Consider the following 16,351-nt stretch of genomic DNA (forward strand, 5'->3'; position numbering starts at 1 on the left):
ACGCTAGTGCGCCAAACCGCCATGGGAGTAACGATCCGCCCCGCACAACATCCTAAAAACTCTTCAGGAGAAGCTCCTATGGTTTGGCAACAGGTCTACGACCCTCTTTCCAACATGTGGCTGTCCACACTGCTTGCGGCCATTCCGGTCGTGGTCATGCTGGTGGGACTGGGCTTTTTGCACATGAAGGCCCATCTGGCGGCCGGCGCCGGGCTGGTTGCCGCGCTGGTGATCGCGGTCTTCGTCTACAACATGCCGGCCGGCATGGCCGGGCGCGCGGCGCTGTTCGGCGGCTTCACGGGGCTGCTGCCCATCGGCTGGATCGTTCTGAACATCATCTTCCTGCACCAGCTGACCGAGAAGAACGGCAGCTTCAAGATCCTGCAGGACTCCATTGCCGGCATCACCGAGGACAGGCGCATCCAGCTGCTGCTGATCGCCTTCGCCTTCGGCGCCTTCTTCGAGGGCGCGGCCGGCTTCGGCACGCCCGTGGCCGTGACGGCGGCCATCCTCATCGGCCTGGGCTTTTCGCCGCTGGCCGCCTCGGGCCTGTCGCTGATCGCCAATACCGCGCCCGTGGCCTTCGGCGCGCTGGGCACGCCGGTGATCACGCTGGCCAAGGTCCATGGCTACGACCTGATGGAGGTCACGGCCATGGTCGGCCGCCAGCTGCCGTTCTTCTCGGTGCTGGTGCCGTTCTGGCTGATCTGGGCCTTTGCCGGGCGCAAGGCCATGATGGAGATCTGGCCCATCATTTTGGTGACCGGCGTGTCCTTCGCCATTCCGCAGTACCTGGTGTCCAACTTCATCGGACCCGAGCTGGTGGACATCATCGCGGCCATCGTCTCCATGGTCTGCACGGTCGGCTTCCTGCGCATATGGCAGCCCAGGACCATCTGGCGCTCGACCTCGCTCAAGGGCCATGAGAGCAGCGGCGGCGAGGCCCAGGCGCCCCGCGCCGTGACCCAGCACCCGCGCGCCGACGTGATCCGCGCCTGGACGCCCTGGGCCATCCTCACGGTCTTCGTCTTCATCTGGGGCCTGCCCTCGGTCAAGGCAGCGCTCAATGGCCTGTTCGCACCGGCCTTTCCCATGGAAGGCCTGCACAACATGGTCGAGAAGGTGCCGCCCGTCGTGCGCCAGCCCACCAAGGAAGGCGCCATCTACACGCTGAACCTGCTGTCGGCCACGGGCACGGGCATCCTGCTGTCGGCCATCGTGGGCGGCCTGGTCATGAAGTACAACCCCGTGCAACTGGTCAGCCAGTTCGTGCGCACCCTCTGGCTGGTGCGTTATTCGCTCATCACCATCGTGCTGATGCTGGCGCTGGGCACGCTGACGCGCTACTCGGGCACCGACACCACGCTGGGCCTGGCCTTCGCCAACACGGGCGTGTTCTACCCCTTCTTCGGCACGCTGATGGGCTGGCTGGGCGTGGCGCTCACGGGTTCGGACACGGCATCGAACGTGCTGTTCGGCGGCATGCAGAAGGTGGCGGCCGAGCAGCTGGGCCTGTCGCCCAACCTCATGGGCGCGGCCAACAGCTCGGGCGGCGTGATGGGCAAGATGATCGATGCGCAGTCCATCGTCGTCGCCTCCACGGCCACGCGCTGGTTCAACCACGAGGGCGACATCCTGCGCTACGTGTTCTTCCACTCCGTCGCCCTGGCCTGCCTGATGGGCATCTTCGTGACGCTGCAGGCCTATGTCTGGCCGTTCCGCCTGATGGTCAATTGAGCCTTGCGCATCTGCGCCAGGCCTCAGCCGCCCGCATGCGCCGGGCGGCTTTTTTGCGCCTGGGGTATGCATCGCTGCATCAACAGATGCGCAGCGGCATTTATGGTTGTACCATGCAACCATATTCAAACCCTGCACGGCCCCAAGGAGCACCCATGCCGCAGCACGATCTTTCCCTGGTGGACGACATCCGCGCCGCCTCGCGCCAGATGGTGCGCGAGCTGGGCTTCATGCAGGCCACGCTGGCGGCCACGGACTATCCGCCCTCGGCCGTGCACGCCATCCTGGAGATCGGCGCGCAGGGGTCCATGGCGGCCTCGCAGCTGGCCCAGGCGCTGGGGCTGGAGAAATCCAGCGTCAGCCGCATGGTGCGCAAGCTGGTGGAGGCCGGCGAGCTGAAGGAAACCGCCGATGGCGAGGACGGCCGCGTCAAGCGGCTGGCCCTCACCGCCAAGGGCCGGCGCACGCTGGCCGCCATCGAGGCCTTCGGGCGCCAGCAGGTGACGGCCGCGCTGGACCGCATGCAGCCGCCGCAGCAACAGGCGGTCTCGCGCGGGCTGGCCCTCTACGCCCAGGCACTGCAGGCGCATCGGCAGGAGGAGCCCCTGCCCGCACCCGCGCAGATACAGGTCCTGCCCGGATACCGGCCCGGCTGCATCGGCCGCATCGTGGAAATGCATGCGCGCTTCTATGCACGCCACGCAGGTTTCGGCGTCTTCTTCGAAAGCCGCGTGGCCAGCGGCCTGGCCGAGTTCGCTAGCCGGCTGGACAAACCCTGCAACCAGCTGTGGACGGCGCTGGACGGCGACCGCGTCGTGGGCTCCGTGGCCATCGATGGCGAGGACCTGGCCAAGCACCCCGAGGACCGCCAGGCGCACCTGCGCTGGTTCATCCTGGACGACGGCCTGCGCGGCGCCGGCACGGGGCGCCAGCTGCTGCAGCAGGCCCTGGCGTTCTGCGACCAGCAGGCCTTCGAGGCCACCCAGCTGTGGACGTTCAGCGGCCTGGATGCGGCGCGCCGGCTCTACGAATCGTCAGGCTTCACCCTGGCCGAGGAATGGCCGGGCCAGCAATGGGGCGAGACCGTGACCGAGCAGCGCTTCGTGCGGGCTCGGCCCTGATGCTGCCCTGAGGCTGCCCTGGGGCCGCACTGCGGCGTTCAGCGCCCGCCCGCGCGCGAAGCCACCACGCCGGCGCCGCGCACCTCCACCTGCACGCTGTCCAGCACCTGCCCCTTGGCATCGACCAGTTCCAGCCGGTGGCGGCCGGGCCAGGGCATCCAGGCGGCGGCAGCCCCCCGGCCGATCTCCTTGGGCGGCGGCTCGGCCGCGCCGGGCGCGGCAGCACTGACCATGCGCCAGCGCAGGCTGGCGTCCTGCCATTCCTGCGTGGCGGCCGTGCCTGCCGGGCGAGCCGACAGCTGCACGCGCTGGCGGTCTGGCGGAATGTCGGGGTCCAGCGCGAGGATGGTGCCGTTGGCCGGGCGCGCAATGCGCACGGGCGAGGCGGCCGAAGTCCCGCGTGTCGATGCGGATGCGGCAGGCAGGCCGCTGCCCGCCATGGCGAACAGGCTCTGCTGCGTGCCCGCCACGAACCACTCGCTGCGCGCGCTCTCCAGCGGCAGGCCCGACGCATCGGGGCCGAAACGCACGGCCTGCTGCAGCACGCCCGCCGGCGCCTTGGGCGCGCGGCTGGGCGTGCGGGCATGCAGGAAGCCCATCACGGCGGCCCAGACAGGTGCCGCGCCGCTGGTGCCGCTGACCGAGTGCATGGCCTCGCCGCGCGCATTGCCCACCCACACGCCCACGGTGTAGCGCTGCGACCAGCCCACGGCCCAGTTGTCGCGCATGTCCTTGCTGGTGCCGGTCTTGACGGCCGTCCAGAAGCGCGTGGCCAGCACGCTGTCGGTGCCGAAGGTGGGCGCGCGCGCCATGGGATCGGACAGGATGTCGCCCACGATGAAGGCCGCGCGTGCGTCGATGGCCTGCACGGGCGCAGCCGGCTTTTGCGCTGCGGACCCCGCGCCCGTGGGCTGCACCGCCCAGCGCACGGGCGTCAGCTGCCCGCCGTTGGCCAGGGCGCGGTAGGCGTTGGCGAGCTGCAGCAGCGGCACCTCGGCACTGCCCAGCGCCAGGCTGAAGCCGTGGTAGCCGCCGCTTTCGCGCAGCGGCAGGCCCAGGCGCTGCAGTTGCGAGAAGAAGGCATCGGGCGTGACCATGACCAGGGTGCGCACGGCCGGCACGTTGAGCGACGACGCCAGCGCAGTGCGCGCCGAGACCCAGCCCTTGAAGCGCCGGTCGTAGTTCTGAGGGATGTAGAGCCCGTTCTGCGTGGGAATGTGGGCCGATGAATCCTCGATCAGCGAGGCCGCCGTCAGCCGCCGCTCGGCAATCGCCTGGGCATAGAGAAAGGGCTTGAGCGTGGAGCCGGGCTGGCGCATGGCCGTGACGCCATCCACCTCGGCCGCCTGGCTCAATTCGCCCGACGATCCCACCCAGGCCAGCACCTCGCCCGTGGCGTTGTCCAGCACGACGATGGCGCCGTCCTCCACATTGCGGCCCTGCAGCTCACGCAGTTGCTGCTGCAGGCTTTGCACGGCAAAGCGCTGCACGGGCGCGCTCAGCGTGGATCGCACGCGGGCCTGGCCTTTGGACTGCGGCTCGGCCAGCAGGCGGCGCGCCAGATGCGGGGCCTGGCCTTCGCTGGCCGCCCATTGCCGGCGCAGCAGCACGCTGGCGGTGAGCAGTTCCATGGCCGTGCAGTCGCGCGCCGCCACATCCTCGGGCGCCAGCGACTGCAGCACGCCGCAGGCGCGCCGGCCCACGCGCTCGGGCGAGGCGTTGGGCGCGCGCACCAGGGCGGCGGCAATGGCGGCCTCGCGCGCGTCCAGCCCGTGCGCGGCCTTGCCGAACAGGGTGCGCGACAGCGCATCGATGCCCACGATCTCGCCCCGGAAGGGCACCAGGTTCAGGTAGGCCTCCAGGATCTGGTCCTTGCGCCAGCGCCGGTCCAGCACCTGGGCAGAGACGGTCTGGCCCAGTTTCTGCACCACGCTGCGCCCGCCCGGGCCCTGGCGCCAGTCGCCGTCCAGCAGGCCCGCCAACTGCATGGTGATGGTGCTGGCGCCGCGCGTGCGCTGGTTCCAGAGGTTGCCCCAGGCGGCGGCGGACACGGCCGCCCAGTCCACGCCGCTGTGCTCGTAGAAGCGCTTGTCCTCGCTGAGCACCAGGGCCGTGCGCAGCGCGGGAGAGATGTCGGCCAGGGCTACCCAGTCGCCACGGCGCACGCTGGCGTCGGTGCGCTGGCGCTGCAGCACCTCGCCCTCGCGCGAGAGCAGTTCGGTCTCGGAGGAGCGGTGGCCTTCGCGGACTTCGGAAAAGCTGGGCAGCGCCTGGGCGGCACCGGCCGCCGCGAACAGCAGCGCGGCCGCCAGGGCCGCGCGGGGAAGACGCATGAAGGGGGAAGGTCGCCGGGATTCGATCATGGAGCCGGCATTGTCCGCCTTTGGGCCAGCGGCTCAGGAAGAATGGCGTATGCCCTTCTTGAGCTTGAAGGACAGCAGCACCATGAGCACGCCGAAGACCACCGCATAAGTGGCCAGCACCCAGAGCATGGCCATCATGCCCGCGCCCGGCTGGGCCAGCACGAAGGCGCCGAACAGCACGGACAGCACGCCGCCCAGGATCAGCAGCCACTCGCCCGTGATCTCCTTGCGCAGCCGCACGGCCGCCACGATCTGCAGCAGGCCCGTGACCAGGGCCCAGGCGCCGATGTACAGCGTCATCACCAGGGCCGTGACGCCGGGCGCGACCACGGTGAGCACGCCCACCACCACGCCGGCCAGGCCCCACAGCAGCAGCACCCACCAATGGCGCATCTGGTCGCGCCCCTGGATGGCCGAATACACGCCCAGCAGGCCATCGACGAAGGTGAAGGCACCGAAGGTCAGCACCAGCGCCGCCAGCGATACCGCCGGCTGCGCCCAGGTCAGCACGCCGAAGGCGATGGCGACCAGGCCGCGCAGCAGCAGCACCCACCAGGTGCGGTGAAGAATCGTGGACAGCGGATTGGGGCTCATGGATGCTCCTTCAAAACAGTCCCCATGACCTTGGAGCAGGCCTGCGGCACTGTCTGTAGGCCAAGGCCGGCTTGGCGGCGGTCCGTGACCTGGATCAATCCAGCTGCAGCAGCACGGGCTGGTGGTCGGAGAGCCTTGTGTCGCTGTCCACGGCCCAGCCGCGCACATGGCCGCGCAGGCTGTCGCTGACCCAGGCGAAGTCGCAGGCGCCGGGCTCGGGGCCCCACTGGCGGTCGAACAACCGGAAGGTGGGCGGCTGGGGCTGGTCCGGGTGCAGCACGCTCCAGCTGTTGTGCCATTGGCCTGCGCTCAGGGCGCCCTGCTCGCCGGCCGCCCAGGGGGCGGACAGGCCGGCGTATTCATCCTCGTGCGGCTCGAAGTTGAAGTCGCCGCAGAGCACGGCATGCGGCGTGTGCGGCTTGGTCTGCTGGGGCGAGCCGTCGCTGGCTGGCTGGGGCGGCGCCTCGGCCTGGCCCAGGGCCTCGATCTGCAGGGAACGCAGCGCCAGCGCCTGGGCCATGCGCTGGCGGCGCGAGAAATATTCGAGGTGGGTGCTCATCACCCGCACGGGGCCCAGCGCGGCATCCATCACCGTGGCCGCCGTGCAGCAGCGCGGCATGCTGCGCACGCCGCCGTCGTGCGGATACGGCAGGCGGTGGTGGGCCAGTTGCAGCACCGGCAGGCGCGTGGCCACCAGGTTGCCGAAGCGCTGCCGGCCCACGGCCGTGAACTCGTCCACGGCGGCGCCGAAGAAGACCTTCCAGCCTTCGGGCAGGGCCTGGCGGATCTGCGCCACCTGGTCGCCGGGCGCACCCTGCAGGCCGGGATAGTGGATGGCGATTTCCTGCAGGCACAGCACGTCGATATCGGCCATGGACAGTGCATGCGCCACGATGCGCTCCGGGTCCATGCGGCCGTCCAGGCCCAGGCACCATTGGGTGTTCCAGGTGAGGATCTGCATCATGCGGACAGCGGCTCGCGCAGCTGGAACAGGTTGCCTTCGGGGTCCATGGCGTTGCAGACGCGAAAGCCCGGGCCCAGCCAGGACTGCTCCCACAGCTGGCCGCCATGCGCGATGACCAGGGGGCGCACGGCCGCAAAGCTTTTCACGGTGGCAAAGAACTTGATGGCCACGTTCTCGCGCGGCTGGGGTGGCTCGGTGATGGTGATGTGCCGCGCAATCGCCTCGGGAATGGCGTGCAGCACCAGTTGCAGGTCCGGCGACTGCAGCACCATGAGCTCGCTCGTGTGGTGCAGCATGCGCATGGCCAGCACCTCCATGTAGAACAGCGCCAGCCTGTCGGGCTGCTTGGCGTAGATGAACAGACCTGCGGATGCGGGACCGGACATGGTGGACCTCGGGGTGAAAGGCTGGGACAAGGAACTTTAGCACCGCCCTCACTTGATCCCCGCACGCATGAAGCTCTGCACGAACTGGCGCTGGAACAGCACGAAGGCCACCAGCAGCGGGCCCGAGCTCATCAGCGTGGCGGCCGTGATGGTGGCCCATTCCACGCCAGACTCCACGCTGGAGAACACCTGCAGCCCCACCGTGAGCGGGCGCGCCTGCACGCTGTTGGTGATGATCAGCGGCCACAGGAAGTTGTTCCAGTGAAAGCTCACCGACACCAGCGCAAACGCCAGGTACACGGGCCGCGCCAGCGGCACGTAGACGCGCCACAGGATCTGCAGGGTGCTGGCGCCCTCCACCCGCGCGGCCTCGTCCAGTTCCCGGGGAATGCCCAGGAAGGTCTGGCGCAGCAAAAAGATGGCAAAGGCCGATGCGAAGTACGGCAGGCCGATGCCCAGCAGCGTATCGACGGCGCCCAGGCGCGACAGGGTCCGGTAGTTCGCCACCAGCAGGATGTCCGGCATGATCATCAGCTGCACCAGCACCAGGGCAAAGGCCAGGCCCTGGCCGCGAAAGCGGTAGCGCGCAAAGGCATAGGCGGCCAGCGTGCCCAGCACCAGCTGGGCCGCCAAAATCATGACCACCAGCACGGCCGTGTTCAGGAAATAGCGCGCAAAGGGCGCGGCCTGCCAGGCACGGCGAAAGTTCTCCAGCGTCCAGGGCGCGGCCAGGTCGAAGCGTGCCGAGTATTCGGGCGGATGGAAGGCCGTCCAGAACGCATAGGCCAGCGGCAGTATCCACAGCAGGGCCAGCAGCCAGGCGGCCAGCGTATCCAGCCAGGTGGCGCCGTACAGCGCGGGCGGCGCATGGCGCGGGGCAATGGGTGCGGCGCTCATTGGTAGTGCACCTTCTTGTCGAGCACGAAGAACTGCAGCAGCGCCACGGCCGCCAGCACGGCGACCAGCACCACGGTCAGGGCCGCCGCATAGCCCGTGTCCCAGAACTTGAAGCCCACTTCGTAGAGGTGATAGAGCAGCAGCGTGGAGGCGTTGTCCGGCCCGCCGCGCGTGAGGATGAAGAGATGGTCCACCAGGCGGAAGGCATTGATCACCGCATTGACCAGCACGAACAGCGTGGTCGGCATCAGCAGCGGCCACTGCACGCGGCGCAGGAAGTACCAGCGCGAGGCCCCCTCGATGGCCGCCGCCTCCTTGAGGCTGGGGTTGAGGGTCTGCAGCGCGGCCAGGTAGAAGATCATGAAAAAGCCCGCCTCCTTCCACACCGCCACCACGGTCACGCAGGCCAGCGCCGTGGACGGATCGCCCAGCCAGTTGTGCGCGGGAAGGCCCAGTGCGCCGCGCAGCTGCTCCAGCAGCCCGTACTGCGGCGTGTAGAAGAACAGCCAGATGTTGGCCACGGCAATCATGGGCAGCACCGTGGGCGTGAAATACGCCATGCGCACGAAGGCGCGGCCGGCCAGCCTCTCGTTGACCCACAGCGCCATGGCCAGCGCCAGTGCCATGGACAGCGGAATCGTGGCCGCCGCAAACCACAGGTTGTTGCGCACGGCCTGCCAGAACACCGGGTCGTCCACCATCACGGCGTAGTTCTCCAGCCCCACCCATGGCCCCGGCTGGCCGCCGCGCTGCGTGGCATGCAGGCTGTCGATCAGCGTGGCCACGGCCGGCCAGTGCGTGAAGGCCACCAGCAGCACCAGCGCCGGCAGCAGCATCAGCCAGGCATGGACGGCCTGGCGGCCGCGGACAAGGGAGGCGGGAGCGGAGCTCATGCGGTCAGCGGCACTGCGCCATCACCTGTAGCGGCGCAGGATGCGGTCTGCTTCCTTTTGCGCATCCTGCAGGGCCTGGGCCGAGGTCTTGCTGCCGTTGAGGGCGGCCTGCACGGCGTCGTTGAGCACCTTGGTCACGCGCTGGTTCTCATGCGTGGAGAACTCGGCCACCGACACGGGCAGCTGGTCGCGCGCCACCAAGGCCTGCGGGAAGTCCTGGCCGTACTTCTTGAGCGCGGGCGTGTCATAGGCGGCGGGCGAGACGGCAACGTAGCCGCTGTCCATGCTCCACTGCGCGGCCAGCGGGGGCTGGGTGACCCACTTCATGAACTGGAAGGCCGCCTCCTGCTGCTCCCTGGGCGCCTTCTTGAACAGGTAGAAATTGCCGCCGCCCGTGGGCGAGCCCTTGCGCACATTGCCTGCGATCTGGCCCACGCCGAAGTCGAATTTGGCATTGGCGCGGATATTGGTCAGGTTGCCCGTGGTGGTGACGATGATGGCGGCCTTCTTTTCCATGAAGTCCTTGGGCGTCGTGCCCCACTCCACCACGCCGGCCGGGTGCACGCCTTCCTTGACCAGGCCCACCCAGTAGTCCAGCGCCTCCACTACCTTGGGGCTGTCCAGCGTGACCTGGGTGCCGGCCTCGTTGGCCAGCAGCACGTCATTGGGCGTGGTCAGCGTCTGCAGCATCCAGTAGGCAAAGCCGGTGGACGGGATCTGGATGCCGTACTGCACGACCTTGCCGCTGGCGTCCTTCTTCGTCAGCCTGTGGGCGGCTTCCTTGAGTTCCTTCCAGTTCTGCGGCGCCTTGTTCGGGTCCAGGCCGGCTTCCTTGAAGGCTTCCTTGTTGTAGTACATGACCACGGTGGAACGCTGGAAGGGCACGCCCCAGGTCTTGCCGCCCGCCTGGCTGTTGGCCATGAAGGCCGGGTAGAAGCCCTTGAGCCAGGCCCGGTCGGCATCGGTCTTCACGAAGTCGTCGATGGGGGCGATGGCGTCCTCGTCGATCAGCGTGAACATGTCGGTGGACAGCAGCACCGAGGTGGCCGGCGGCTTGCCCGACTTGTGGGCCGTCAGCGCCTTGACGATGGTCTCCTGGTAGGTACCCGCATAGACGGGCGTGATCCGGTACTGCGGATGGGCCTTGTTGAACTCGGCCGCGTAGCCGTCGATCACCTTGGTGATGGGGCCGCCCACGGCCACGGGAAAGTAGAACGGCACCTCCAGCGGCGTCTGCGCGCTGGCGGTGTGCAGCAGGCCCGTGGCGGCCAGGGCGGCAGCGGCTGCGAGGGTTTTGAGGAAGGCATGGCGTTGCATGGCGGACTCTCCTGGAAGGTGCTTCGGGTGCGAAAGCCGGAACGGCTGAAACGGTGGAACTGCGGAGGAAGATAGGAGCGGTGCCACGGCCTCAGGCCGTGCAGCGCCGCCCCTGTTCGTCAAAGAAATGCGTGGCCTCGCGCGCCCAGCGCAGGCCCACGAGCTGGCCCGGCTGCAGGCCGCCGAGCTGGCTGCCAGCGGTGCGCACCATCAGTTGTTCGCTGCCCACGCGGCAGCGCAGCACCAGGTCGGCGCCCAGGTATTCGAGGCTTTCGATGTCGGCAGCCACCACGGGGCCGCTGCCGACATCGCCATGGAGCGACAGGCGCATGTCCTCGGGCCTGACGCCCAGCCAGCGCGCCTGGCCCGGCTGCTGCAGGCCGGCGGGCGCGGCGCTGGCATGGCTGCCCGCGATGAGCAGGCCGTCGAGGCGCGCGATGTTCATGGCCGGCGTGCCGATGAAGCGCGCGGCAAAGGTGGTGGCGGGCCGGCGGTAGATCTCCTGGGGCGCGGCGCACTGCTCCACGCGCCCCTGGCTGAGCAGCACCACCTGGTCGGCCATGCCCATGGCCTCGGCCTGGTCGTGCGTGACATAGACCACGGTCAGGCCCAGGCGCCGCTGCAGCTCGCGCAGCTCGGTGCGCATTTCCTGGCGCAGCTGGGCGTCGAGGTTGGACAGCGGCTCATCCATCAGGCAGACCCGGGCGCGGGCCACCAGGGCACGGCCCAGCGCCACGCGCTGCTGCTGGCCGCCCGACAATTGCCCGGGCCGGCGCGCCAGCAGCGCGTCCAGGCCCAGCAGCGCGGCGGCCTCGTCGATGCGCCGGCGCGCCTCGGCCGCCGGGACCTTGCGCACGGACAGGCCGAAGCCGATGTTCTGCGCCACCGTCAGGTGCGGGAACAGCGCGTAGTTCTGGAACACCATGGCAATGCCGCGCCGTGCGGGCGGCAGTTGGGTGACGTCCTGCCCATCGATGCGCACGCGGCCCGAGGTGGCGCTTTCCAGGCCCGCGATGATGCGCAGCGTGGTGGACTTGCCGCAGCCCGAGGGACCGAGCAGCACGCAAAAGGATCCGGGTTCAATGCGCAGATCCAGCGCCTGCAGTGCCATGGTGCCGCCCCAGGACTTGGCGACACCTTCCATCTCGATCAAGGACATCGCGCCAGTCTAGGAAGGCTGTGTGACAGGCCCGTGTCGCGCCACCGGCCTGGCGCCCCCGCGCAGCTCAGGCAGCTCAGGCAGCTCAGGCAGCTCAGGCAGCAGGGTGCCGTCTGTGCCAGTCCGTGGCCTGCTGGAACGCCCAGCCCGCGCGCACCAGCAGGTCTTCGCGGAAGTCGGGGGCCACGAACTGGAAGGCCACGGGCGCGCCCTCGGGAGTGCGTCCGCCGGGCAGCGTGATCGTGGGGCTGCCCGTGAGGTCGAAGGGGCAGGTGTAGCGCAGCATGCCCGAGAACAGCTCGGCATCGGAGCCGAAATGCGCCATGCGCTGCAGCGTGGGGGCCGCAAAGGCCGTGGCGGGGACCAGCAGCAGGTCCACCTGCGCGAAGAGTGCACGCACCCGGCCCGTGAAGTCCGCGCGGCGCAGCAGCAGCCGCTGGTAGTCGGTGGCGGACAGGCCCAGCCCCAGGTCGATCAGCCCGGCGAGCCCGGGGCCATAGGCCTCGCGCCGTGCAGGGAACGTGGCGCCGTGCGCCACGGCGGTCTCCACCGCGCACAGCGCCGGCCAGTCCTCCACCGCCTGGGTGGCATCGGGAAAGCGGACCTCCTGCACGCTGGCACCCAGGCGCTGCGCCACCGCCAGGGCCTGCTCCACCGACTGGCGGGAGGGGACATCCACGCCGTCCAGTGCCCATTGCCGGTCCATGCCCAGGCGCAGGCCGGAGAATCCGCGCGTCATCATGGCCAGATAGTCGGGCACGCTGCACTGGCTGGCCGTAGGGTCCAGCGGGTCCGCCCCGGCGATGGCCGCGAGCATGGCTGCGGCATCGGCGGCACTGCGCGCCATCGGGCCTATGTGGTCCAGGGACGCGGCCAATTCGAAGGCGCCGTGGCGGCTCACCCTGCCCCAGGTGGGCTTGAGCCCCGTGATGCCGTTGGCGGCCGATGGAAAGCGGATGGAGCCCCCGGTGTCCGTGCCCAGCGATCCGAAGCACAGCCCCGCCGCCGTGGCCACGCCCGAGCCGCTGGACGAGGCCCCGGGCCACAGCTGGGCGCCCCAGGGGTTGACGGGGGCAGTGATCTCGGGATGGTGGTCGGCGAAGGCGCCTTCAGTCTGCTGCAGCTTGCCCAGGATGACGGCGCCGGCCTCGCGCAGCCTGCGCACCACGGTGGCATCTTCCGTGGGGCGATGGTCGCGGTGCAGCGTCATTCCATGCGTGGTGGGGACGCCCCGGGTCCACAGCAGGTCCTTGAGCGCCAGCGGCACGCCGTGCAGCGCACCGCGGCGGCGGCCCTGCGCGATCTCGGCGTCGGCGCGGCGGGCGTCCTCCATCGCCTGCTGCGCCATCACCGTCACGTAGCTGTGCAGCCGCGCGTCCACGGCCTCGATACGCGCCAGCATGTGGCGGGTCACCTCTTCCGAGGAAATGCGGCGGGACTGGATCTCGCGCCCCACCTCCAGCAGTTCGAGATGGTGCAGTTCGCTGTCGTTCATGGCATGTCTCCCGGCGCCCGGCTCCGGGGCGCCACCGTTGTTGCAATGGAAAAGCCGCACGGGACGCGCGGCAGCCCCATGCTAGGGAGCCGGCGGCACCCACGCTTGTTCGGGAGGGTCAGCGACCTTGCTCAGGCGGCCAGCAGGCTGCGGGGCGTGCAGCCGAACGCCTTGCGAAAGGCTCGGCTGAAGTGCGCCGCATCGGAGAACCCATGCGCGAAGGCCGCCTCGGTCACGCTGGAGCAGCGCCCCTGCATCAGGGCCTGGCGGCTGGCCTGCAACCGCAGCTGCCATACCAGGCCCATGGGCGTCTGGTTGTGCCGCGCAAAGGCCCGCGTCACGGTGCGGGGCGAGACGTTGTGCTGCTGCGCCAGCCATTGCAGCGACAGCTCGGGCGAGCCCAGGTTGTCCTGGATGAACGCCTGGATGCGGCCGTGCAGGTCCCGTTCCGAGCGGGGCTGCACGGCCATTTCCTGCATCTCCAGCGCCAGGGCCAGCACGTCGAGCAGCGCCATGCCGAAGCGCTGCGCCAAGGCATCACCGTGCGGCGCAGGCGGCATGGCCATGGCCTCGCCGAGCATGGCCCGCAGCGGCGCCACGGCCGGGGCATGGCCATGCAGCGCCCGGCCCGCGTGCAAGGGTGCACGGGCAAAGCGATTCAACAATTCGCTGCGCGGAATGCGCATCAGCAGGATATCGCGGGGCGCCACCGAGAATTCGAAAGGCTGCGCAGCGTCATAAAGCACCAGATTGCCCGCACTCAGCCGGGCCACTTGCCCGCCCTGGCGCACCTCGGCCTGGCCCTGGAGCAGATAGCCCAGCCACAGCTCGTCGCGGGCATGCAGGCGCAGGTGGGCTGCGTTGCGCACCCAGCGGTGGCTGGGCGCCGACATGGCACTGATCTCCAGCAGTCCCAGGGACCGCACGGACAGCGTGGCCCCGAAGCCGCCGGGACCTGCACCATCCCCCTGCGCGCGGTGGCTGTCGGCCGGGATGCAGTGGCGGCAGACCACCTCGTGCCAGTAGTCGAAACGATGGCGTGGCTCCTGCGAATGGGTGGAGTATTCGAGCTGCATGGCAGCGCCCAGTATCCGCAGGCGGCCGCTGGCTGGCACCCCGGTGTTTACCCAAAGGCCCGGGGTGCCGCGACGGCGGCGCTGCCAGGCACGGCTCAGCTGTGGCCCGGCGCCCGGTTCAGCAGATGCGTGCGCTGGTCGGCGCTCAGCGACAGGTAGCGCTCGTAGTGGCGCAGGATGTCGGCGATGACTTCCTCGCTGCGCAGGTACTGGATGTCGTGGCCCAGGCGTCCGTCCTCGAAGAACGTGATGGGCTCGTAGACATGGCGGCGCTCCTGCTCGTTGGCCGCCTCGCTCACCAGGAAGGTGGGCACCGTGCGGCGCGTGGCGCGCACGCCGTAGACGAAGTCGCGCAGCGAGGGATCGGGCACGGTCAGGCGCACGGCGCCCTCGCCGTCCAGGTCCTCGGTGACCACCGCCTCGACGCCGCGCTTGTGCATTTCGGCTGCCACCTCGTTCATGGCGGGCAGCACCACGCCGGCCAGGAACCTGCGCACATCGGCGCGCGAGGGCTGGTGCACGATCTGCTCCAGGCGCTTGCGCCAGTGCTGGCCGCTCCAGAAGCTGGTGGCCGGAGCCAGGTCGGGCGAGAAGTGCGCGCGGTCGGCCAGCAGGCCGCGCCACAGCCCGTAGCACAGCGCCAGCATGATGACGGCCACCGGCAGGGCCGCCACCAGGGTCATGGCCTGCAGCGCCTTGAGGCCGCCGGCCAGCATCAGCACCATGGCCGTCGCGCCCAGCACGGCAGCCCAGAACAGCCGCTGCCAGACCGGCGAACGCGCATGGCCGCGCGAGGCGATGTTGTCCACCACGAAGGCCCCGGAGTCCGCCGAGGTGACGAAGAACACCGCGATGAGCACGATGGTGAGCCAGGCCACGGGCTTGAACCAGGGCAGGTACTCGAAGAAGCGGAACAGCAGCGCATCCACGTTCGAGGCCGTCTGCCCCAACGCGCCCATGGCCACGTGGGTGTCTATCCAGATGGCGCTGTTGCCGAAGGCCGTCATCCACAGCAGGTTGAAGGCCGTGGGCACCAGCAGCACGCCGGTCACGAACTGGCGGATGGTGCGTCCGCGCGAGATGCGTGCGATGAACATGCCCACGAAGGGCGACCAGGAGATCCACCAGGCCCAGTAGAGGATGGTCCAGCCGCCGAACCAGCCTTCCTGGCTGGGCGGCTCGTAGGCAAAGGTGCGGAACGACAGCTGCACCAGGCCAGACACGTAGTTGCCGATGTTCTCGCTCAGCGCCTCGAACAGGAAGACCGTGGGCCCGGCGACGATGACGAAGGCCAGCAGGATGAAGGCCAGCATGAGGTTGAACTCGCTCAGGCGCCGCACCCCTTTGTCCAGGCCCGAGACGGCCGACAGCCCGGCCAGGCAGACCACGATGACGATGACCGCGATGCGGAAAGCCGCCGCAGAGGTGTCCCAGCCCGTGAGGGTGTGCAGGCCGGCGGCCAGCTGCAGCGCGCCGTAGCCCAGCGTGGTGGCGATACCCGCGATGGTGCCCACCAGCGCGAAGGCATCCACGCTGTGGCCGATGGGGCCGTTGATGCGCTTGCCCAGCAGCGGGTACAGGCCCGAGCGCATGGTCAGCGGCAGGTTGTAGCGAAAGCCGAAGTAGGCCAGCACCAGGCCCATGGTCCCGTAGACGGCCCAGGCATGGAAGCCCCAGTGGAAGAAGGTGGACTGCAGGGCCTCGCGTGCGGCGGCCGGCGTGGAAGGCACGGCCGTGGGCGGCTTGAGGAAGTGCTGCAGCGGCTCGCCCACGCCGAAGTACATCAGGCCGATGCCCATGCCGGCGGCGAACAGCATGGCGGTCCAGGAGATGAAGCTGAACTCGGGCTCCGCATCATCGGGACCCAGGCGGATGTCGCCGAAGCGGCTGGACGCGACGAAGATCAGAAAGACCAGGAACAGCGTGACCGAGACGGCATAGAACCAGTCCATGTGCCCCACCACCCAGGCCTGGGCGCTGGAGAACAGCCGGTCGGCGCTGTCGGGCATGAAGCCGCAGTACAGCAGCAGCAGGCCCAGCACCAGCAGGGAAGGAATGACGACGGGGCCCGAGAACGTGATGCGCGGTGCAGGCTCTGCAGGCGATGGCGTGGCCGCCTGCGGCGCATCCGGTGGCGGAGCTGCCGGTGGCGCCGTGCGGGGATCGGTGTTCATGTCTGGCATAGACCCTCTCTCTCTTGTGATCAATGGTGTGCCCGGGAACCGATTCGCAATGGTGGCAGCCTTGCCCTTGTGGGGCGGGCCGCGTTCCCTGCTCGGGGTATGTCCGCCGGGCAAAGGCCGCAAGTATCGTGACTCTTCGCGTCTGCCCGCGTCGGACGCAGGCCCT

General features: G+C 69.4%; 13 protein-coding genes. 2 read left to right on the top strand and 11 right to left on the bottom strand.

Annotated features, from left to right (window positions below; translation table 11 throughout):
* Window positions 1-78: 78 nt before the first annotated feature.
* Both ACN20X_RS25065 and ACN20X_RS25070 read left to right on the top strand, forming a co-directional pair.
* Window positions 79-1,737 carry an L-lactate permease gene (locus tag ACN20X_RS25065; protein WP_016447838.1) on the top strand — a complete coding sequence of 553 codons (1,659 nt, stop codon included), beginning with the start codon at window positions 79-81 and terminating at the stop codon, window positions 1,735-1,737.
* A gap of 155 nt (window positions 1,738-1,892) precedes the next feature.
* The gene (locus tag ACN20X_RS25070; RefSeq protein WP_016447839.1) at window positions 1,893-2,858 is read left to right on the top strand and encodes a bifunctional helix-turn-helix transcriptional regulator/GNAT family N-acetyltransferase; all 966 of its coding nucleotides are present in this window, start codon (window positions 1,893-1,895) and stop codon (window positions 2,856-2,858) included.
* Between the two features lie 38 nt (window positions 2,859-2,896).
* Here ACN20X_RS25070 and pbpC read toward each other — a convergent pair whose 3' ends face one another.
* The 11 genes from pbpC to ACN20X_RS25125 form a co-directional block, all read right to left on the bottom strand.
* Complete coding sequence (gene pbpC / locus ACN20X_RS25075) at window positions 2,897-5,221, bottom strand: penicillin-binding protein 1C (protein ID WP_473210009.1); 2,325 nt, start codon at window positions 5,219-5,221, stop codon at window positions 2,897-2,899.
* Window positions 5,222-5,254: 33 nt separating this feature from the next.
* Window positions 5,255-5,815, bottom strand: coding sequence for an HdeD family acid-resistance protein (locus ACN20X_RS25080; protein WP_012207099.1), 561 nt, complete (start codon window positions 5,813-5,815; stop codon window positions 5,255-5,257).
* 94 nt (window positions 5,816-5,909) lie between these two features.
* On the bottom strand, window positions 5,910-6,779 hold the full coding sequence (locus tag ACN20X_RS25085) for an endonuclease/exonuclease/phosphatase family protein (RefSeq protein ID WP_016451137.1): 870 nt from the start codon (window positions 6,777-6,779) through the stop codon (window positions 5,910-5,912).
* The gene (locus tag ACN20X_RS25090) at window positions 6,776-7,165 is read right to left on the bottom strand and encodes a VOC family protein (RefSeq protein ID WP_016447842.1); all 390 of its coding nucleotides are present in this window, start codon (window positions 7,163-7,165) and stop codon (window positions 6,776-6,778) included. Before ACN20X_RS25090 ends, ACN20X_RS25085 begins: the two co-directional genes overlap by 4 nt.
* Window positions 7,166-7,213: 48 nt before the next feature.
* Window positions 7,214-8,062 (bottom strand): ABC transporter permease subunit, encoded by an 849-nt coding sequence (locus tag ACN20X_RS25095; RefSeq protein ID WP_017404193.1) that lies wholly within the window; start codon window positions 8,060-8,062, stop codon window positions 7,214-7,216.
* The gene (locus ACN20X_RS25100; RefSeq protein ID WP_473210010.1) at window positions 8,059-8,955 is read right to left on the bottom strand and encodes a carbohydrate ABC transporter permease; all 897 of its coding nucleotides are present in this window, start codon (window positions 8,953-8,955) and stop codon (window positions 8,059-8,061) included. The genes ACN20X_RS25095 and ACN20X_RS25100 overlap by 4 nt, the downstream gene beginning before the upstream one ends.
* A gap of 21 nt (window positions 8,956-8,976) precedes the next feature.
* Window positions 8,977-10,272, bottom strand: a complete 1,296-nt coding sequence (locus tag ACN20X_RS25105; RefSeq protein ID WP_016451134.1) for an ABC transporter substrate-binding protein — start codon at window positions 10,270-10,272, stop codon at window positions 8,977-8,979.
* A 91-nt stretch (window positions 10,273-10,363) separates the two neighbouring features.
* Window positions 10,364-11,431 carry an ABC transporter ATP-binding protein gene (locus ACN20X_RS25110; RefSeq protein WP_016451133.1) on the bottom strand — a complete coding sequence of 356 codons (1,068 nt, stop codon included), beginning with the start codon at window positions 11,429-11,431 and terminating at the stop codon, window positions 10,364-10,366.
* 94 nt (window positions 11,432-11,525) lie between these two features.
* Window positions 11,526-12,926 carry an amidase gene (locus ACN20X_RS25115; protein ID WP_016451132.1) on the bottom strand — a complete coding sequence of 467 codons (1,401 nt, stop codon included), beginning with the start codon at window positions 12,924-12,926 and terminating at the stop codon, window positions 11,526-11,528.
* Between the two features lie 131 nt (window positions 12,927-13,057).
* A complete protein-coding gene (locus tag ACN20X_RS25120; protein ID WP_047217399.1) occupies window positions 13,058-14,002 on the bottom strand; it encodes a helix-turn-helix domain-containing protein in 945 nt (314 codons plus the stop codon).
* 95 nt (window positions 14,003-14,097) lie between these two features.
* Window positions 14,098-16,185, bottom strand: a complete 2,088-nt coding sequence (locus tag ACN20X_RS25125; protein ID WP_026062436.1) for a BCCT family transporter — start codon at window positions 16,183-16,185, stop codon at window positions 14,098-14,100.
* Window positions 16,186-16,351: the final 166 nt, after the last annotated feature.

It is taken from the genome of Delftia sp. PX-1 (assembly GCF_055797465.1).